Source organism: Tritonibacter aquimaris (assembly GCF_009617595.1).
In the GTDB taxonomy this organism is placed as follows: Bacteria; Pseudomonadota; Alphaproteobacteria; order Rhodobacterales; family Rhodobacteraceae; genus Epibacterium; species Epibacterium aquimaris.
This window is the reverse complement of the sequence record NZ_WIXK01000003.1, coordinates 172,494-191,385: the sequence shown is the minus strand read 5'-3', so window position 1 is coordinate 191,385 and position 18,892 is coordinate 172,494. Positions and strand designations below refer to the sequence as shown.

Annotated in this window: 20 protein-coding genes; 12 read left to right on the top strand and 8 right to left on the bottom strand. The window is 58.5% G+C overall.

The annotated features are described in order from the left end of the window. Positions 1-162: 162 nt before the first annotated feature. Positions 163-1,161 carry a polyprenyl synthetase family protein gene (locus GG681_RS06880; RefSeq protein WP_153547016.1) on the bottom strand — a complete coding sequence of 333 codons (999 nt, stop codon included), beginning with the start codon at positions 1,159-1,161 and terminating at the stop codon, positions 163-165. Positions 1,162-1,218: 57 nt separating this feature from the next. Between GG681_RS06880 and GG681_RS06875 the strand changes: the two genes are divergently transcribed. The 3 genes from GG681_RS06875 (at position 1,219) to GG681_RS06865 (ending at position 2,552) form a co-directional block, all read left to right on the top strand. Next, positions 1,219-1,434 carry a putative signal transducing protein gene (locus GG681_RS06875; protein ID WP_153546452.1) on the top strand — a complete coding sequence of 72 codons (216 nt, stop codon included), beginning with the start codon at positions 1,219-1,221 and terminating at the stop codon, positions 1,432-1,434. Beyond that, a complete protein-coding gene (locus tag GG681_RS06870; protein WP_153546450.1) occupies positions 1,431-2,201 on the top strand; it encodes a tRNA1(Val) (adenine(37)-N6)-methyltransferase in 771 nt (256 codons plus the stop codon). Before GG681_RS06875 ends, GG681_RS06870 begins: the two co-directional genes overlap by 4 nt. Before the next feature lie 183 nt (positions 2,202-2,384). Further along, on the top strand, positions 2,385-2,552 hold the full coding sequence (locus GG681_RS06865; protein ID WP_153546448.1) for a YdcH family protein: 168 nt from the start codon (positions 2,385-2,387) through the stop codon (positions 2,550-2,552). Positions 2,553-2,652: 100 nt separating this feature from the next. Here GG681_RS06865 and yddG read toward each other — a convergent pair whose 3' ends face one another. Further along, positions 2,653-3,519, bottom strand: a complete 867-nt coding sequence (gene yddG / locus GG681_RS06860) for an aromatic amino acid exporter YddG (RefSeq protein ID WP_153546446.1) — start codon at positions 3,517-3,519, stop codon at positions 2,653-2,655. Then, positions 3,512-4,462 (bottom strand): transcriptional regulator GcvA, encoded by a 951-nt coding sequence (gcvA, locus tag GG681_RS06855; RefSeq protein WP_153546444.1) that lies wholly within the window; start codon positions 4,460-4,462, stop codon positions 3,512-3,514. Before gcvA ends, yddG begins: the two co-directional genes overlap by 8 nt. Positions 4,463-4,574: 112 nt before the next feature. Here gcvA and GG681_RS06850 point away from each other — a divergent pair, with 112 nt between their 5' ends. Further along, positions 4,575-4,721: a hypothetical protein gene (locus GG681_RS06850; RefSeq protein ID WP_153546442.1), complete on the top strand. Its 147-nt coding sequence runs from the start codon at positions 4,575-4,577 to the stop codon at positions 4,719-4,721. Between the two features lie 85 nt (positions 4,722-4,806). On the opposite strand, the gene phbB is transcribed toward GG681_RS06850, so the two are convergent. The 4 genes from phbB to GG681_RS06830 form a co-directional block, all read right to left on the bottom strand. Beyond that, positions 4,807-5,529 (bottom strand): acetoacetyl-CoA reductase, encoded by a 723-nt coding sequence (gene phbB, locus GG681_RS06845; RefSeq protein WP_153546440.1) that lies wholly within the window; start codon positions 5,527-5,529, stop codon positions 4,807-4,809. Positions 5,530-5,717: 188 nt separating this feature from the next. After that, positions 5,718-6,893, bottom strand: coding sequence for an acetyl-CoA C-acetyltransferase (locus GG681_RS06840; protein WP_153546438.1), 1,176 nt, complete (start codon positions 6,891-6,893; stop codon positions 5,718-5,720). A gap of 248 nt (positions 6,894-7,141) precedes the next feature. Beyond that, complete coding sequence (locus GG681_RS06835; RefSeq protein ID WP_153547014.1) at positions 7,142-7,951, bottom strand: EAL domain-containing protein; 810 nt, start codon at positions 7,949-7,951, stop codon at positions 7,142-7,144. A 236-nt stretch (positions 7,952-8,187) separates the two neighbouring features. Beyond that, the gene (locus GG681_RS06830; protein ID WP_153546436.1) at positions 8,188-8,754 is read right to left on the bottom strand and encodes a TlpA disulfide reductase family protein; all 567 of its coding nucleotides are present in this window, start codon (positions 8,752-8,754) and stop codon (positions 8,188-8,190) included. Positions 8,755-8,774: 20 nt separating this feature from the next. Between GG681_RS06830 and argH the strand changes: the two genes are divergently transcribed. From argH to GG681_RS06815, 4 genes are all read left to right on the top strand, one after another. Next, a complete protein-coding gene (gene argH / locus GG681_RS06825) occupies positions 8,775-10,172 on the top strand; it encodes an argininosuccinate lyase (RefSeq protein WP_194287152.1) in 1,398 nt (465 codons plus the stop codon). Between the two features lie 87 nt (positions 10,173-10,259). Next, positions 10,260-10,436: a hypothetical protein gene (locus tag GG681_RS17685; RefSeq protein ID WP_194287151.1), complete on the top strand. Its 177-nt coding sequence runs from the start codon at positions 10,260-10,262 to the stop codon at positions 10,434-10,436. Positions 10,437-10,753: 317 nt separating this feature from the next. Continuing rightward, the gene (gene lysA / locus GG681_RS06820; RefSeq protein WP_153546434.1) at positions 10,754-12,019 is read left to right on the top strand and encodes a diaminopimelate decarboxylase; all 1,266 of its coding nucleotides are present in this window, start codon (positions 10,754-10,756) and stop codon (positions 12,017-12,019) included. Between the two features lie 37 nt (positions 12,020-12,056). Further along, positions 12,057-14,696 carry a DUF4175 domain-containing protein gene (locus GG681_RS06815; RefSeq protein WP_153546432.1) on the top strand — a complete coding sequence of 880 codons (2,640 nt, stop codon included), beginning with the start codon at positions 12,057-12,059 and terminating at the stop codon, positions 14,694-14,696. Between the two features lie 86 nt (positions 14,697-14,782). On the opposite strand, the gene GG681_RS06810 is transcribed toward GG681_RS06815, so the two are convergent. Then, positions 14,783-15,796: a zinc-ribbon domain-containing protein gene (locus GG681_RS06810; RefSeq protein WP_153546430.1), complete on the bottom strand. Its 1,014-nt coding sequence runs from the start codon at positions 15,794-15,796 to the stop codon at positions 14,783-14,785. Between the two features lie 200 nt (positions 15,797-15,996). On the opposite strand from GG681_RS06810, the gene GG681_RS06805 reads away from it, so the two are divergent. From GG681_RS06805 to GG681_RS06790, 4 genes are read left to right on the top strand one after another with little or no spacing between them, the layout of a single operon-like run. Further along, positions 15,997-16,674, top strand: a complete 678-nt coding sequence (locus GG681_RS06805; RefSeq protein WP_328593295.1) for a cell division ATP-binding protein FtsE — start codon at positions 15,997-15,999, stop codon at positions 16,672-16,674. After that, positions 16,671-17,564 carry a cell division protein FtsX gene (locus GG681_RS06800; protein WP_153546428.1) on the top strand — a complete coding sequence of 298 codons (894 nt, stop codon included), beginning with the start codon at positions 16,671-16,673 and terminating at the stop codon, positions 17,562-17,564. Before GG681_RS06805 ends, GG681_RS06800 begins: the two co-directional genes overlap by 4 nt. Positions 17,565-17,614: 50 nt before the next feature. Beyond that, the gene (locus GG681_RS06795; RefSeq protein WP_153547008.1) at positions 17,615-18,307 is read left to right on the top strand and encodes a lysophospholipid acyltransferase family protein; all 693 of its coding nucleotides are present in this window, start codon (positions 17,615-17,617) and stop codon (positions 18,305-18,307) included. Next, positions 18,285-18,890: a pyridoxamine 5'-phosphate oxidase family protein gene (locus GG681_RS06790; protein WP_153546426.1), complete on the top strand. Its 606-nt coding sequence runs from the start codon at positions 18,285-18,287 to the stop codon at positions 18,888-18,890. The genes GG681_RS06795 and GG681_RS06790 overlap by 23 nt, the downstream gene beginning before the upstream one ends. Positions 18,891-18,892: the final 2 nt, after the last annotated feature.

Below are 18,892 nucleotides of genomic sequence, written 5' to 3'. Positions count from 1 at the left end.
GCGCCGCGCGTGCGCGGCGCGGATCTGGTTGCAACCGGTGCGAATGATCACTGAGGGGTATCTGATATGAGGCCGCGCCGCGCAATGCGCGGCGCTTAGCCCAAGGCTGTAATGGGTTTTGCCTGGCAAAACACTTTCAGGCACGGGAGCGCCACCGCTTATTCAGTGCAGACGCGCAACCACATAATCCGCAAGATCGATCAGGATCTGGCGTAGTGGGTTTTCAGGCAATTTTGCCATCGCGGATTTTGCGGTCTCTGCCCAGGCCAGAGCGTCCTTACGGGTGGCTTCGAGCGTCTGATACTTGTCCATCAGCGCCAGCGCATGCTCCAGGTCACCGTCTTCCTGTTTGCCCTTCTCAATCGTGCGGGTCCAGAAGGCGCGCTCTTCATCTGTTGCTGCAGCCACCGCCTTGATCACCGGCAAGGTCAGTTTGCGTTCACGGAAATCATCGCCCACGTTTTTGCCGGTCTTGGCGCTGTCACCTTGATAATCCAGCAGATCATCCGCGATCTGGAAGGCAATCCCCAGCGCATCGCCATAATCAAACAGCGCCTTGACCTGGGTTTCATCAGCGCCAGCAATCACACCGCCCACCTCAGTGGCCGCAGAAAACAGCGCCGCTGTCTTGCCGCGCACCACCTGCAGGTAGATGTCTTCATTGGTGGCCAGATCACTGGCGGCTGTCATCTGCAGCACTTCACCTTCGGCAATTGTTGCCGAGGCATTGGCCAGAATATCCAGAACCCGCAACGAGCCGGTTTCAACCATCAACTGGAAACTGCGGGAAAACAGGTAGTCGCCAACCAGAACCGAGCTTTTGTTATCCCACAAAAGATTTGCAGTCGGGCGGCCGCGGCGTTGGCCGCTTTCATCCACCACATCATCGTGCAGCAGCGTCGCAGTGTGGATGAATTCCACCGTGGCGGCCAGTTTGATGTGATTGTCACCTTCAAGGTCAAACAGACGTGCCGCCGCCAGCGTCAGCATCGGGCGCAGCCGTTTGCCACCTGCTTCGACCAGATGCGCGGTCACTTCCGGAATGCGGGGCGCATGTTTGGAGGCCATCCGCTCCCGGATCAATACATTCACGGCATCCATTTCCGCTGCCAATTCGGCGGCCAGCAATTCGTGCGGCTTTTGCGACATGACCTGATCCATCACTTTCCTGTCTGCAAGGCTCGACATTCCTGTCGCCTTGGCCTTAGATCCATCCCCATGAAAGAACTTTTGCGCAGCACCGATCCCACGATCATCGCCTTTGCTTCGGCCCTTCTTGAGGGTGAGGATATAGACTGCTTTCAAATGGACGTAAATATGAGCGTGCTGGAAGGTGGGATTGGAATTTTCCCGCGCCGCCTTATGGTGCACCCGGATGATCACGCAGCCGCCGAACGGGTGATGCGCGATAATGACATCCCTTTTGGGCGTTGACCGCTGTGTTTTCAGACGACGTATTGAGCCAGAACGCCTTTCTCGGCGGCAAAGTACAGCTGCTGCAACCAAAATCCGGCTATCGCGCTGGGGTCGATCCGGTGTTGCTGGCGGCCTCTGTTGAGGCTGAAACCGGCCAAAGCGTGCTTGAGCTGGGCTGTGGCGGTGGGCAGGCTCTGTTGTGCCTTGGTGCGCGTGTCTCGGGCCTCGCGCTTTCTGGGGTTGAACTGCAAGAGGAATATGCGGATCTGGCCCGGCGCAACGGGGATCTGAACGGGATCGAGCTCTCTATCAGCTGCGCGGATCTGGCTGATCTGCCTGCCGCGCTGAAACAGCAGCGCTTTGATCACATTATCGCCAACCCGCCATATTATCGGGCAGGGGCGCACAGTCAGGCGCAGGATGCTGGCCGCCGCTGCGCATTGGGGGAGGCAACACCGCTGCGGACCTGGGTTGAGGTTGCAAGCCGCCGCCTTGCCCCCAAAGGGTATTTCTACATGATCCAGAAGGCCAATCGCCTGGCCGATGTGATCAGTTGCTTTGCAGATCACCTTGGTAGCCTTGAAGTTCTGCCGATTTCCGCCCGCGAAGGGCGCGCGGCTGAGCTGATATTGGTGCGGGGTCGCAAAGCGGGGCGCGCTGATCTGCGGCTTCATGCCCCAATGCTGCTGCACGCAGGCGCGCATCATGCCGGTGATGGCCCGGATTACCGTCCCGAGGTCGAAGAGATCCTGCGCAAAGGTGCAGCGCTGATGTGGCCAAAGTGACCATTTTTTCAAATCCGACGCTTTCTATTGATTGGATTTGACCCATATCGGCACGTTCCAGCTTATTTGTAAAATTTGATCCGCTTATTTTGCAGCCGCAGCGTGACAGAATGCATCTTCTATGGTCCACTCTTGAGGTCCCGGGGAACCCGGGGCTCGACCAAGCTCAATAGGAGGGTAACCATGAGCCTCAGCTCGCATCTGACCGAACTCAAGAAGAAGCACGAGCACCTGAGCAATGAAGTGGAGATAGCGCAACGTTCCCCCAGCATGGATGGGCTCGCGATCGCATCTCTCAAAAAACAAAAACTAAAAATCAAGGAAGAGATCTCTCGCTTGTCGGGAGACTAACCCAGAGACGGCGGAGACGCTCAATATATCACCGGACAACCGGTGGAAGGGTCATCACTGAGATGACCCTTTTTATGTGAAGCAACCTTGGCTGATCTGATTATTTGGCCTGACGGCTGGCAAATGCTGCACATAGCGCCGCCAAAGTGATCAGCGCCGCAGCCGCCGCAAGGCCCCAGCTGAACTGGGCAAAGCCAGCAACAATCAACACAACCGTCGACAGCAGCGGCGTGGCGTAAGACACGGTGCCCAGCATCTGGATGTCGCCGCGTTTCACCCCGATATCCCAGACAAAAAACGCAAGCCCCACAGGCCCCAGCCCCAGCCCCAGCGCCGATAGCCAGGCGAGTGTGGTTTGTGGCCAGATGGTCTCTTCGACCATGCCATGCAGCAGCCAGGACGCAAGCGCCGACACCAGGCAGAACACCGTCACGCTGCTGGTTGGAATATCGGCAAAGCGGCGCGAGATGACAGAATAGCTCGACCATGTCAGCGCACATAGCAGCGCGAGCCCGTAACCCGGCAGATAGGTCATCTGAAAACCCGCACCCCCGCCGGAAACAATCAAACCCGCACCACAAAATCCAAGCGCCGCGCCGATGATATGGCCCGCCCGCAGCTGTTCACCGGGCAAAAGGCCGGAAAACAACACAATCAGCAGCGGCCAGAGATAGGCGATGAGCCCGGCCTCGGCCGCCGGGGCCAGTCGCAGGGCGGAAAAATACAACGCGTGATAGGCAAAAAGCGCAACTGACCCAAAAGCATAGACCTTCAAGGGCACCGCGCGCAGCTCTGCCAAAGTGCCGTTTGCCGCGCACCACAGCAGCCCAAGGCTGCCACCAATGCTGAAACAGATGGCATTCAGCAGCAAAGGCGGCGTGGGTTCGGATCCGACGGTCAATAGCGCCAACAGCGCCCAAAGCAATATTGCGCCAAAACCAATGACGGTTGCCTGTGGTTTACTCATTCTCGATCAGATCCTTCAGCGCAATAATGCGGAACCCATCAAAGAGGGGGGATGTCTTTTCGATCTCATCAAACATCCAGTTGCGAAAGGCAACAATGCGCGGCTGATCCTGTGTGCTTTTGAGGCAGAGAAACCGGAAACAGGCCGGAACCTCAACTCCAACGGGGAAGGGGGCAACAAGACGGCCGTCCTGCAGGTCCTTAATAATGATCGGTCGGCGCGCCAACGCCACCCCCATGCCGGTAACTGCGGCATCTACAACGTGGTCTGCGCCGGAAAAGCGCGTGCCATTTTGGGGAGAGAAATCGATTCCCACAGCTTTGAACCAATGATGCCAGCAAGGGGGCTGTGACAGAAAGTTGAGCGATTCATCAATGATCAGCGGCGCTTTGGTGATCGATTCCGGGGTGGGGTACTGCGCGGCAAGTTCTGGCGTCATCACCGGGGTCAGCCAATCATTGGGGGCCGCGCGGCTATATAGATCTTCGGGATCATGTTCCCCAAACCGGATTGCCACATCCACGTCTTCGCGTTTCAGATCCACCATACGCAGCGAGGCCGAAAACCTGAGATCAATATCGGGATGGCTGCGGGCAAACTCATAAAGCCGCGGTGCCAGCCATTTTGCCGTCAGCCCGGGGCCTGCGGTCACGGTAAGCGTTGTATTGTCTTGCAGCCGGCGGGTTGCATTCCATGCGTCGGTCAGCGTTGCAAACCCTTCCGCTGCCCCCGGAGACAGGGTGCGCCCAGCCGCGGTCAACTCGACGGCGCGGTTGAGACGGTGAAACAGTTTTTCCCCCAGATGCTCTTCCAGGGTTTTGATCTGAAACGACAGCGCCGCAGGGGTCACGTTCAGCTCATCTGCTGCCTTGGCAAATGACATATGGCGCGCGGCAGCGTCAAAGGCGCGTAAAGCGGTAAGAGGGGGCAGGCGATCTGGCATGTTTCACACAAGTATTTCTTAATTGATGCTCGAAAAACTCTCGTTTGTCCTGAACGAATAAAGCAGTCATCTTAGGATCAATCAAGTCACACTAACCTGAAGGAGAGATCAGATGATCGAAGCAACCACCAATATTCAGATCGCTCAAGCAATGGAACGCGCCCATATGGAACGCGCCAAAGCCTTTGCATCCTTCTGGAACGCATTGTGGAATTTGCCAACACGGCGCAGTCGCGCCCTCAGTTCCCGCTGGGCCTAGGCGCCAGGTCCTTACGGGATTCAACAAGGGCCGCCCCAGCAGGAGCGGCCCTTATTGATTTTACATCAAATCATCCGAGCACAGATCAGACGACGAATTGACCACCGTTTGCAGAGATGGTGGAGCCGTTGACAAAACCCGCATCGTCAGACGCCAGGAAGGCCACGCAGCGCGCGATTTCTTCCGGCTCGCCCAGACGGCCTGTTGGGATCTGACCGATGATCATCTCACGCACTTTCTCAGGCACTGCCATCACCATTTCGGTCGCGATATAGCCGGGGCAGATTGCGTTGGCGGTGATGCCTTTGGCTGCACCTTCCTGTGCCAGCGATTTGATGATGCCCAGATCACCCGCCTTGGTGGCTGCATAGTTCACCTGGCCGAATTGACCTTTCTGACCATTGATCGAGGAGATCACGATCACCCGGCCAAAGCCACGTTCGCGCATGCCAGGCCAGATCGGGTGCACAGTGTTGAACACGCCGGTCAAGTTGGTGTCGATCACCTGCTGCCACTGCTCTGGTGTCATCTTGTGAAATGGCGCGTCGCGGGTAATGCCTGCGTTTGCCACAACAACGTCAATCCCACCGAGATCGGATTCAACCTGGGCGATACCTGCCTTGGATTCCTCGTAATCGCCCACGTTCCACTTGTAGGTCTTGATACCGGTCTCTTCGGTGAAGCTTGCCGCTGCTTCGTCGTTACCTGCGTATGTGGCTGCAACAGTATAGCCTTCGGCCTTCAGGGTTTTAGAAATCGCTGCGCCGATGCCGCGGGAGCCGCCGGTGACGAGTGCAATACGTGCCATGTAGTCTTCCTCCAGTAGGTATTCTCTTGGTAATTATCTTGCAAAATTCTGCGATGCAGCGCAAGCAAATTGCGAGGGCGATTTTGCTTTTGCTGAATTTAATAGTGGCACCTTTATCGTAACGTCCTGATGTCAAAACAAAAGGGCACCCCGAGGGGTGCCCTAATAAATGACGATATTTTAATCGTTTATGGTCGTTCAACGCACAAAGCGACGCCCATACCACCACCAATACACAGAGTCGCGAGACCTTTTTTTGCACCGCGGCGTTTCATTTCAAACAGCAGCGTGTTCAGCACGCGGCAGCCGGAGGCGCCAATTGGGTGACCAATGGCAATTGCGCCACCGTTTACGTTAACAATCGACGGATCCCAGCCCATATCCTTGTTCACAGCACAGGCTTGAGCGGCAAAAGCTTCGTTGGCTTCAACCAGATCCAGATCATCAACCGACCAGCCCGCTTTCTCCAGCGCCTTGCGCGATGCATAGATCGGACCCACGCCCATGATCGACGGATCCAGACCAGCAGTCGCGTAAGAGGCGATTCGCGCCAGTGGTTCAATGCCGCGCTTCTCGGCTTCATCCGCGCTCATCAGCAGGGTTGCTGCCGCACCATCGTTCAGACCGGATGCGTTGGCCGCGGTCACAGAACCGTCTTTGGCGAAAGCCGGGCGCAGTTTCTGCATGCCTTCGATGGTGGCACCGTGGCGGATGTATTCGTCTGCATCCACGGTGATGTCACCTTTGCGGTGCTTCACAATAAACGGCACGATTTCATCAGCGAATTTACCTGCTTTCTGGGCTGCTTCCGCTTTGTTTTGCGACGCCAGTGCAAATTCATCCTGCATCTCGCGGCTGATCTGCCATTTGTCGGCCACGTTTTCTGCGGTCTGACCCATGTGGTAGCCGTTGAACGCATCCCACAGGCCGTCGCGGATCATGGTGTCGATGTATTTCATATCGCCCATTTTCTGACCTGCACGCAGATGTGCGGCATGGGGCGAGAGGGTCATGTTTTCCTGACCACCTGCGGCAACGATGGAGGCATCGCCCAGCAGGATGTGCTGCGCACCCAGCGCAACGGCACGCAGACCAGAGCCACAAACCTGGTTGATGCCCCAGGCGGCGCTTTCTTGCGGCAGGCCAGCGTTGATATGCGCCTGGCGGGCAGGGTTCTGGCCCTGTGCGGCGGTCAGAACCTGGCCCAGGATGGTTTCCGAAACCTCGGCTTTGTCGACGCCTGCGCGTTCTACCACGGCTTCCAGAACAGCTTTGCCCAGATCATGGGCGGGCGTGTTGGCGAATGATCCGCCAAAGCTTCCCACTGCGGTACGCGCAGCGGATGCAATTACAACATTGGTCATGACTTTTGGTCCTTTGACATCCAGATATTGCGGAAGCGGGTCGCAGGATTTGAAACTGTAGATCGACCGGCTGTCCCCCTCCCTTGGCAGGTACAGTAACGACGTGCTGCACCTGCAGCAATTTGCAAGGTGTCGCAGCCGCAGGGGCAAAGTCAACCATGTCTTGCAGGATTTAACCTTTAAGGCGAGGAAGTTTTATTTCACTCGCGAGGTTAATTGGGAAATTTTGTAACCGTAAAGGGCGCGATTTAGGCGCGGTGGCGGCTTTTCATTTCTTCGACCCAGGGGGCGCGCACTGTTGGTGCACCATAGAGATAGCCCTGCAGGCAATCGACCCCAATTGAGACAAGGAATTCCGCATCGTTCTGGTTTTCAACCGACTCCGCAACAGTCAGCATATCGAACTGTTTCGCCACCCCAACAAGCGCGCGTACCACGGCCTGATTGTCATAGTTCTCGTTGATATTGCGGATAAATTGCCCGTCGATCTTGACCGCGTCGAAAAAGAACTGACGGAAATGTGCAATGGATATACTGCCCGCGCCAAAGTTATCCATGGCAAAGGCAATGCCATGTTCCTGCATCCGGGTCATAAAGTCCAAAACCAGCTCTGGCGCGCCCTGGGTCGAGGCTTCGGTGATCTCCAGAAGCAGCCGTTCACCAATGCTGCGGTCCTTGCTGAGGAAGCGTTTCAATGCCTGATTCCACCGCTCATAGCCGATGGAACGTGCCGACATGTTGATCGAAAGTCGAATATCGGGATGTTTGCTCAGCGCGCGCAGACCATGCTGCAGTGCCAAACAGTCGAGCTCGCGGCCCAGTTCGGTGTCTTCCACCACATCCATGAACTCCCGCGCGGGAATCACCCGACCGGTGGCATCCAGTACCCGGATATAACCTTCATAAAAGGCGGCACCATGGGGGGGCAGGGCCTGCATGACCGGCTGATAGGCCAGCATGGTCTGATCATATTTGATCGCATCCGCCACCATATCCAATGTGGACCGGTCCCGATTGACCACGGCACTGCCCAATGGGGTGTCACCCCCTTCACCCATATCTGCGAGTTTTAGACGTTTGCTTTTCACGAAACGGCCCCGATGTCTGCTTCTGCTGCCCATAGCATTCACTATGCGTCACCAGACATCTTCGCGCAAAAGGGTGAAGGCGCTCTTAAAATTCAAATTGTTGGTAAATTGCGCCAGATCTTAAGCCATCTCAGCCGGGCCGATCTTGGCCGAACACCGCTTGCGCCGATCAGGCCGCCGCAAGCTATAGCACAGAAAAGATTAGTTTATTCTTCGCTTTCAATCATCGTTTTCACGATGTTTTTGGCGCTGTCTGAATTCCATTCGGCATCGCCAAGCAGGCGTGCAACCTCATTGCCATCACGATCCAAAAGCACGGTGATCGGCAGGCCAATCACGGCCATTTCGCGCGACAACTTCTGGGTGTTGTCCTGGTGGCGGGGCAGGTTGATGATGTTGTTTTCATCAAAAAACTTGCGAATGCCCGACGGCGAATTGCGCCCGGTTGCGATGGTCAGCACTTCAAAATCTTCGCCGCCAAATTCTTGCTGCAGTTCAGAAATCTGCGGCATTTCTTTGCGGCAGGGGGCACACCAGGTGGCCCAGAAGTTCAACAGCACCACTTTGCCTTTGTAATCGGCCAAAGTGGCTGTTCCGGCATCATCAGCCAGATCAAATGTCTCATCCGAGACGGGTTTTGGGGCCTTGTGCACAACCAGCCGACGCAGGCTATCTTCGCGCAGGGCTTCCAACGTCGCCTGATCGGCGGCCATAGCTGTATTTGCACCTATGGCCAGAGCCATATAAAGGGTGAGGTGACGAAACAGACGCATATTATCTCCAGGATTCCACCATGACAGATCAAACCTCGAACCAGATGTGGGGCGGCCGCTTTGCCGCTGGTCCAGATGCGATCATGGAGGCAATTAATGCCTCGATCGGATTTGACAAGCGGATGGCGGCTCAAGACATCTCTGGCTCTCGGGCCCACGCGGCGATGCTCGCCGCAACGGGTGTTATAAGCGATAATGACGCCGAGGCCATTCGGGAAGGTCTGCTCACCGTTTTGTCAGAGATTGAAAGCGGAAACTTTGCGTTTTCTGCGGCTCTGGAAGACATTCACATGAATGTCGAGGCCCGCCTGAAGGAAATCATTGGTGAACCCGCAGGCCGTCTGCACACTGGCCGGTCGCGCAATGATCAGGTCGCAACCGATTTTAAACTCTGGGTGCGTGATCAATTTGACGCTGCCGAAAAAGGTCTGCTGGCGTTGATTGCTGCACTTGTGGATCAGGCCGAAGCCGGTGCCGATTGGGTGATGCCGGGCTTTACCCACCTGCAGACCGCACAACCCGTGACCTGGGGCCACCATATGATGGCCTATGTGGAAATGTTTGGCCGCGATCTTAGCCGCGTACGTGATGCGCGTGCCCGGATGAACGAAAGCCCGCTGGGCTCGGCCGCGCTGGCAGGCACCTCCTTCCCGATCGATCGTGACATGACTGCACAGGCTCTGGGTTTTGATCGCCCCACGGCGAACTCGCTGGATGCGGTATCTGATCGTGACTTCGCGCTTGAATTCCTGTCGACCGCCTCGATCTGCGCCATGCACCTCAGCCGCTTCTCCGAGGAACTGGTGATCTGGTCCTCGGCACAGTTCCGTTTTGTAACGCTTTCTGATCGCTTCTCCACCGGCTCTTCCATCATGCCGCAAAAGAAAAACCCCGATGCGGCAGAACTCATCCGCGCCAAAGTGGGCCGTATCTTTGGCGCCAATACCGCGCTGATGATGGTGATGAAAGGCCTGCCCTTGGCCTATTCCAAAGACATGCAGGAAGACAAAGAGCAGGTGTTTGACGCGGCAGACAACTGGATGCTGGCGCTCGCCGCAATGGAAGGCATGGTCAAAGACATGACCGGCAACCGCGCTGAGCTGGCCGCGGCGGCGGGCTCGGGCTTTTCGACCGCAACCGATCTGGCGGACTGGATGGTACGGGTGCTCAAAGTGCCGTTCCGCGATGCCCACCATGTGACCGGCACATTGGTGGCGATGGCCGAATCTCGTGGCTGCGACCTGCCGGATCTCAGCCTCGAAGACATGCAGGGCGTGCACGCTGGCATCACCGAAGACATCTTCACCGTGCTTGGGGTGGAAAACTCGGTAAACTCCCGCATGAGCTACGGCGGAACCGCGCCTGCTCAGGTGCGCGCACAGGTCGCCCGTTGGAAAGAAACGCTCGCTGCGCAATAAACCCTTGTTGGGGGCTTAGGCCCCCTCCATATCTACTGCAAAGGCCCCGCTGTAAAACCGGCAGGGCCAATCCAACGGAGGATACCAATGCTTAAACTGATCCTGATGCTGGGCGCGGTGGTTGCGCTGGCCTCCTGTGGTGCAGATGGTGAACCGGTGCGCCCCAGCTATGGCGCCAATATTGGCATCTCAAACCACGGGGTACACCTTGGTGGCTCCGTCGGAGCAAGCAAAGGGCCGGTTTCGGTCGCGGTGGGCTTTTGATTCGCGCCATACTCCTGGCTTTTCTGCCGCTTGCGGGTTGTGCGGCGCAGACCCCAGTTGTGGATGACACCCCGCCTCAATCGCCGCAGGTCACCGTTTCCGGCAGCGTCAGTGTGGGCGTCTCCGGTCGCCTCTAGCTGCAGCGCCAACGGCGCTGCCACGCCCAACGGGCGCAGTGCCATCTTTGATGGTACTGCAACGGGCGGGAGCCCCCGCAGCAACAAAACCCGCCGCGGCCAGCAAAACCCACCGCTGCCAATTGTATCAACCTTGCCAAATTCATTGATCCCGCGCTCCCTTTTGCCTAAACGCCATTTATGGATCATTTTCTCTACCGCGACGGCGCGCTTTACGCCGAAGACGTGCCGGTAGCCGAGATTGCGGCTGCCGTTGGCTCCCCGTGTTATATCTACTCAACGGCCACGCTGTTGCGTCACTTCCGCCTGTTTGATGAGGCGCTTGAAGGCACCGAACATCTGGTCTGCTACGCCATGAAGGCCGCCTCCAATCAGGCGATCCTCAAAACGCTTGCCGCGGCGGGTGCTGGCATGGATGTGGTCAGCGAGGGTGAATATCTGCGCGCCAAGGCCGCAGGTGTGCCGGGCGATAAAATTGTTTTCTCCGGCGTTGGCAAAACCGATGCGGAAATCCGCACCGCGCTCAGCGGTGGCATTCGTCAGTTCAATGTCGAATCCGAACCCGAGATGGAAGTGATCAGCCGCGTTGCGGTGGAACTTGGCACCATTGCCCCAATCACCATTCGGGTGAACCCGGATGTGGATGCCAAGACCCACGCCAAAATCGCCACTGGCAAATCCGAGAATAAATTCGGCATCCCGATTTCGCGCGCCAAAGAGGTCTATGCGCTTGCAGCCTCTTTGCCCGGTCTTGATGTTGTGGGCATTGATTGCCACATCGGCTCCCAGCTGACTGAGCTTGAGCCGTTTAAACTCGCCTACCAAAAGGTCGCTGAACTCACCGAGGCTCTGCGCGCCGAAGGCCACAATATCCGCCGCCTCGATCTGGGCGGTGGTTTGGGCATTCCCTACACCCGCTCAAACGAAGCCCCGCCGCTGCCGGTGGAATATGGCCAGCTGATCAAAGACACGCTGGGATACCTCAATTGCGAGATTGAGATTGAACCAGGCCGTCTGATCGCCGGAAACGCGGGCATTATGCTCTCAAAGGTGATCTATGTGAAATCCGGTGAAGACCGTGATTTCCTCATCATTGATGGCGCGATGAACGATCTCATTCGCCCGGCCATGTATGAAGCCCATCACGACATCATCCCCGTGGTTGAACCGGCCCCCGGCACCGAGCCGCACAGCTATGATATCGTTGGCCCTGTCTGTGAAACCGGCGATACCTTTGCCAAAAACCGTGAAATGACTCCGCTTGTGGCGGGCGATCTCATCGCGTTTCGCAGCGCCGGTGCCTATGGCGCGGTGATGGCGAGCGAATACAACTCGCGCCCCCTCATTCCTGAGGTTCTGGTGCATGGTGATCAATTCGCAGTTATTCGCAAACGCCCCACCTTTGACGAAATAATAAATCGCGATACCATACCCGAGTGGCTCTGAAGCGCATCGCCTTCGGAGCAGCCGGAGGCATGTGTATATGAGCAATACTCAGACGCTAGAAAAAACGCGCAGATCAGGCACGCTTGATCCGCGCCTGCGCCCGCTCAAACCTGCGCTCTGGCTCACCCGGTTGGGGATGTTTGCCCAAAACGCGCTGCGTGCGCTCTGGCCCGCCACATCTTTGGTTGCGGTGTTGATCGCGGCCTTGATGCTGGGGCTGCAAGACGCGCTTGCGCCAGTGCCGTTCTGGGCCTTGCTGATTGGGTGCCTTGCGGCAATCACCTGTGCGCTTATCTGGGCGGGAAAACACCTGCATTGGCCCACATGGGCTGAAACCCAGGCGCATCTGGATGAAACCCTCAAAGGACGCCCAATTGCGGCGCTCCTTGATCAGCAGGCCATCGGCCAGTCTGATGCGGCGTCTGTTGCGCTTTGGCACCAATATCAAGAGGCAATGCGCGCCCGTGCCGCCAAGGCCCGCGCCCCACGCCCCGATCTGGCACTCACCCGCTTTGACCCCTACGCGCTGCGCTATATGGCGGCGCTTTTGCTGGTGGTTGCGCTGTGTTTTGGCTCACTGTTGCAGATCTCTAATATCTGGCAGGCCAAACCGGCCGTGGCCGCCACCGGCCCCAGCTGGGAAGGCTGGCTGGAGCCACCACAATACACCGGCCTTCCCGTTCTTTATCTTGCGGATCAGCCGGGTACGGAGCTTTCCGTGCCTGAAAACAGCCGCATCACCCTGCGCTTTTACGGCGAAGCAGGCGCGCTCACGCTGTCCGAAACGCTTTCTGATGGCACGGCCCCCACGCCCGAGGCTGCAGAGCACAGTTTTACGGTGACACGCTCGGGCGATCTCACCATCGAAGGGCAGGGCGGCCACAGCTGGCAGGTTGCAGTGTTGCCGGATCAACCGCCCTCGGTTGCGGTGCTTGGCGCGCCCAGTCTGGGCGATGACGACAGTATGGAACTGCCGTTTGAGGCCCGCGATGATCACGGCGTCACGGGCGGGCAGGTCCGTATTGAACTTGATCTGCTGGCCATAGAACGCCGCCACGGTCTTGCTGCGGATCCTGACACGCGCACCGCGATTGAGCTGGATCTGCCGCTGCCTTATTCCGGCGATCTGCGCGCCTTTGGTCAAACGCTGCTGGCTGATTTCTCACAGCACCCCTGGGCCAATCTGCCGGTGGTCTATCATTTCACGGTCGAAGATGGCGCATTGCAGCGCGGTGAAAGCGCGGGCTTTGGCGCACCCTTGGTGGCGCGGCGCTTCTTTGATCCGGTCGCGGCTGCGATTGTGGAACAGCGCCGCGATCTGTTGTGGGCGCGCGCCAATGGGCGGCGTGTGGCGCAGATCCTGCGGGTGATTTCGCACCGCCCCGAAGATGTGATCCGCGACAAAGGCGCCTATCTGCAGCTGCGCACCATCCTGCGCCGCCTTGAAACCCAAATCGATCTGGGGCTGACAGCACAGGGGCAAGATGACATTGCCGCCGCCCTCTGGGATCTCGCGCTGAAACTCGAAGAGGGTGACATTGGCGACGCGCTTGAACGGATGCGGCGCGCGCAGGAGCGGCTCAGCCAGGCGATGCGCGATGGCGCCAGCCCCGAAGAAATCGCTCGCCTGATGCAGGATCTGCGCGCCGCAACCGAAGATTACATGCGCCAGCTCAGCCGTCAGGCCGAAAACAGTGATGAACGCGGAGAGCAAAGCGGTGAAACGCTCCTGCTCAGCCAGCAGGATCTGCAATCGATGATGGACCGCATTCAGGAACTGATGGAACAGGGCCGCATGGCCGAAGCCGAACAGGCCCTGCGCGAGTTTCAGCAGTTGATGGAAAACATGCGCGTCACCCAGGGCCAGCCGGGCCAAGGCGGCAATGAAGGCGAGGACGCGATGCAGGGGCTGGCGGAAACCCTGCGCGAACAGCAGGGGCTGTCGGATCGGGCGTTTCGTGATCTGCAAGAACAGTTCAACCCCAATGCCCAACGCGGCGAAAGCCAGGGAAATCAGGGCCAAAGCGGCGGTCTGGGTCAGGGGCAGGATCACCAGCAAGGGCAAGGGCAGGGGCAATCCGGTGAAAACGGCCAGTCCGGCCAACAACCCGGTCAGCAACAACCCGGTGGCTCATCACAAGGTCAATCCGGTGGCAGCTCAAGGGCGCAACCCGGTGGTCAGCCGGGCGAAGGCTCGCTTGCGGATCGCCAGCGGGCGTTGCGCGATGAACTGAACCGACAGGAAAACGGCCTGCCTTATGGGGCCACCCCCGAAGGTGAGACCATGCGCGATGCCATCGGCCGTGCGGGCCGGGCCATGGAAGACGCCGAAGAGGCATTGCGCCAGGGTGATCTGGCCGAAGCCATCGACAACCAATCTGAGGCAATGGAAGCGCTGCGCGAAGGTATGCGCGCCCTTGGCGAAGCCATGGCCGAACAGCAGCAACAGGGCAGCGAAGGTCAGGCAGGCGGCCCGCCGGGTCAGGCGGGCGGTGGCAATGGTCAGGATCCTTTGGGACGGGGTGATTACGGTGCCAGCGAGGGCGGCAGCGTTGGCGACGCTCAGGCCTATCGCCGTGCTTGGGATCTTTTGGAAGACATCCGCCGCCGCTCGGGCGATCAGGGCCGCAGCCCTGAAGAACGCAACTACCTAGAGCGGCTGCTGGATCGCTTCTGATCCAGCGGCTGTGCGCGCAAACCTTTGCAGTATTGCGTTTGATCAGTCCGCCGGAACTATTATGACAAGGGTTATTGTGACACCGCTTATTGCGAAACGGCTGGCGCAGGGGTTTTGGGATCAGCCGCCAATTGCTCCGCCTGCATCTGCAGCCAGACCCGCGTCTCATCCACCCAGTTCACATAGGACTGTAAATAAGGCTCGGCCTCGGGCACCTGCTGGGCAATGGTTGCGCTGTTTTGATAGACCAGCACCAAAGCAATCGCGATCAGCACCGCAAACAGAAAACCGCGCACAAATCCGCGCCGCCGCGGCTGCGCCAGCTCTGTTGCATCGTCATCAGCCAGAACCGAGCTGGTATCACCCTGACCAAGGCTTGAATTGATCTCTTCAATATCCGGCAGCAGCTCCCGGCGTGGGCTCCGCATCACCTCAACGCTGTCGTCATCCAGGCGCGACATGCGCTCGCGGGTTTCCCGCGCGCGGGTTTCCAGATCCTCGGGCGGGGGGCTTTGCAGCCCCAGCTCGGGCTGGGTTTCAAGACCTTCGCTTTCGGCGGCACGCAGGGCGGTTTCGCGCTGCGCTTCGGCACGCAGAATGCTTGCAATCGCCGGATCCAGCTTACGTTGCGCAGGCTTTGGGGCCTCTTTTGGAGTGTCTTCTTCACTGTCATCATCCGGCGCATCAACGGATGTGCTGAAAAACTCTGCGGCCGGATCGGAAAAATCCTCTTCCGCCTCATCTGTTTCTTCAGGCGGCTCCATCGCAGATGTCTCAGCCGGTGCTTCAGCTGAAACCGGCGCATCAGAGAGCGTTGCAGGCGCGCGGCTAAAGGTGCTGCCCACTGGAGTGGCGGCTTGCGCGCGCGGTTCAGTTGCAGCCTCAACTTCATCCACCTGCGGCGCGCTTACCTGAGAGGGCGCCGGAGATGCAGCCTGAGAGGCCGCCGGGGAATCAGCCTGACGCTGCGCCAGCGCTGCGGAACTTTCCTGAAACCAGGTTTTTCCGCAGTTGGAGCACTGCACATCCCGCCCCTCCGCAGGGATCACATCTTCCGGAACCTCATACTGGGCTCCGCAATTGGGGCATGTCAGGCGCATTACCGTCTCCTTGGCGCTGCGCTTTGCGCAGAGCAGACCTCCGATTTTCTATAAATCATAAGCAGTTCGACCCAATCGTGAAAGAGACAATCGCAGCGCTGCCCCCCTGAGGTGTGACAGCAAGGCCGCATCAGAGCAGGATCCCATTGAAACCCGCCCCCGCCTGAGGCACAACATGGCCATTATTTGAGGGAGCAGCCGTGATTGAGCTGGAGAACGTAGCCTATAATTACGGCGGTGGAGAGCTGCTGAGCAATGTCTCAGTTGAGCTGGCTCCGGGATCGTTTTATTTTCTGACCGGCCCATCTGGTGCTGGTAAAACCACGCTGCTGAAACTGTGCTATGGCGCGCTTGCGCCAACGGCCGGGCGTGTGCGTGCGTTTAATATGGATGTGCACGGGCTTGATCGCGATCAGATGGCCTTTTTGCGCCGCCGGGTTGGGGTAGTGCATCAAGATTGCCGCTTTCTGGATCATCTGTCGCTGATGGAAAACATCGCCCTGCCGCTGACTGTGGCGGGCAAGGACATCATGCACGAAGAAGCCAATCTGCGTGAGCTGCTCAATTGGGTTGGCCTGTCAGACCGGGCTGATGCGCTGCCGCAGGAGCTTTCGGGCGGTGAACGCCAGCGCGCGGCGCTGGCACGGGCCGTGATCCTGTCGCCCGATGTGATCATCGCTGATGAACCCACCGGCAATGTGGATTGGGAAATGTCGCAACGCTTGCTGCGGCTGTTGGTCGAACTCAACAACATGGGCAAAACCATTTTGGTTGCCACCCATGATCTGCCGCTTATTCGCGCTGCCAAAAATCAGGTGCAGGCGCGGGTGCTGCGGATCTCCAACCGCCAACTGACGCTTGCGGGGGTTGATCTATGAACCGTCTGCGCACCCTTATTCTTGGTGATATGCAGGCCGACCGCGTGGTGCCTCCCAGCGGCTTTACCGCCCAGCTGACCCTGTTTGTGGCGGGCGCTATGGCGTTTCTGACCGTATTTGCACTGGCGCTCTCGGTGGCGTCTGGCCGCTTGGCGGATCGTTGGGCGGATGAGCTGGCAGGTGCTGCAACCCTGCGCATCAATGCTCCCGCCGATCAACGCACCGCCCAGACCGAGGCGGCTGTGCGTATTCTTGAACAAACCTCTGGCGTCGCCTCGATCCGGGTGATCACCCCAGAAGAGCAGGCGGCGATGCTCAGCCCGTGGTTTGGTGCGGATCTGCCGCTGGATGCGCTGCCGGTGCCGCAGCTGATCGAAGTGCTGGCGGAAAACCCACCCTATGACGCCACCGGCCTGCGCCTGCGACTGCAGGCCGAAGTACCCGGTGCGGTGCTGGATGATCATACCCGCTGGCGCGAACCTCTGGTGGATGCGGCGCGGGCGCTGCGCCGTCTGGCCACCGTGTCGATCCTGCTTATCGGTGGGGCCACGGCCGCGATGATCACCCTTGCTGCCAATGCGGCGCTGGCGGCCAATGCGCAGGTGATCGAAGTGCTGCGTCTTGTCGGCGCGCTTGATAGCTATATCGCCCAGGCCTTTATCCGCCGCTTTACCCTGCGCGCGCTGATTGGCGCGGCTGTGGGGGTGGTCTGCGGCATGATCGGCGTGCTCTTACTGCCTGCCGCGTCCGAGGAAGGTGGCTTTCTCACCGGGCTTGGCTTTTCCGGCTTGAGCTGGCTTTTGCCGCTCGTTATCCCGCCGCTTGGCGCGCTTGTGGCCTTTGTCGCCACCCGCCGCGCTGCCAAAAAACGTCTCGGAGTACTCACGTGATCATCATCCAATGGCTGCGCTCGCTGGTCTTTACTGTGCAAATCTATGCCATGATGGGGATCCTTGGCATCCTGTTTGCGCCCTATGCGATTGTGTCCAAAAACGGTGCCAAACTGGCTTGCAAAACCTATTGCGCCTGGGTGCTGTGGTCGGCGCGTTGGATGGTTGGCATTCGCACTGAATTTCGCGGCCAGATCCCGACCGACGAGGTGGTGGTCGCCTCTAAACACCAAAGCTTTCTCGATATCTTGATGCTTTTTGGCCGGATGCCCTGGCCCAAATTCATCATGAAACGCGAATTGATGTGGACCCCGGTGATTGGCCTTTACGCCAAACGCCTTGGCTGCGTGCCGGTCAACCGTGGTCGCCGCGGCCGCGCCATTGCCAAAATGGTACAAGACGTCGCCCGCGAGTTCTCCGAGCCGGGCCAGCTGGTGATCTATCCCCAAGGCACCCGTGTGGCCCCTGGGGCACAAAAGCCCTATAAAATCGGTGCTGCCGTCTTATACGAAGAATTGAACCAGCCCTGTATTCCTGTTGCCACAAACGTTGGTCTATTCTGGCCGCGCAAAGGCATTCTGCGCAAACCCGGCACGGCAGTGATCGAATTTCTTGATCCCATCCCCGCAGGGCTGCCACGGGATGAATTTATGCAGATTTTGGAGGAGCGGGTCGAAGCCCACTCCAATGCATTGATGAAAGAAGCAGGGTTTACACCAGATGGACACCATCCAGACACTTGACCAGCTTGAGGCGCTTTACGGAAAACCGGGCGCGCCTTCTGTACGCAAAGTCGTGAGCGAGCTCACACCGCTTTATCGCAAATGGATCATGACTTCGCGGTTTTGCGTTTTGTCCACTGTTGGTCCCGAAGGCACCGACGGCAGCCCCCGTGGTGACGAAGGCCCGGTGGTGATGGAACTTGATGCCAAGACCCTGGCACTGCCCGACTGGCGCGGCAACAACCGCATCGACAGCCTGCGCAATATCGTGCGCGACGAACGTGTATCGCTGATGTTCATGGTGCCCGGCTCCAACAATGTGATCCGCGTCAACGGCACCGCCAAACTCACCGCTGATGCAGAACTGCGCGCGCGCTTTGAAAAACACGACAAACAGCCCGCAACCGTGATTGTGATCACCATCAACGAGATCTATTCCCAATGCGCCCGCGCGCTGATCCGTTCGAAAACCTGGACCAGCGGCGATCAAAGCGAAGACCTGCCCACCGTGGGTCAATTGCTGGCCGAAGCCACCGCAGGCGAAGAAGGCGGCGAGACCTATGATCGCGAATGGGCCCCCCGCGCCGCCAAAACCATGTGGTAAGC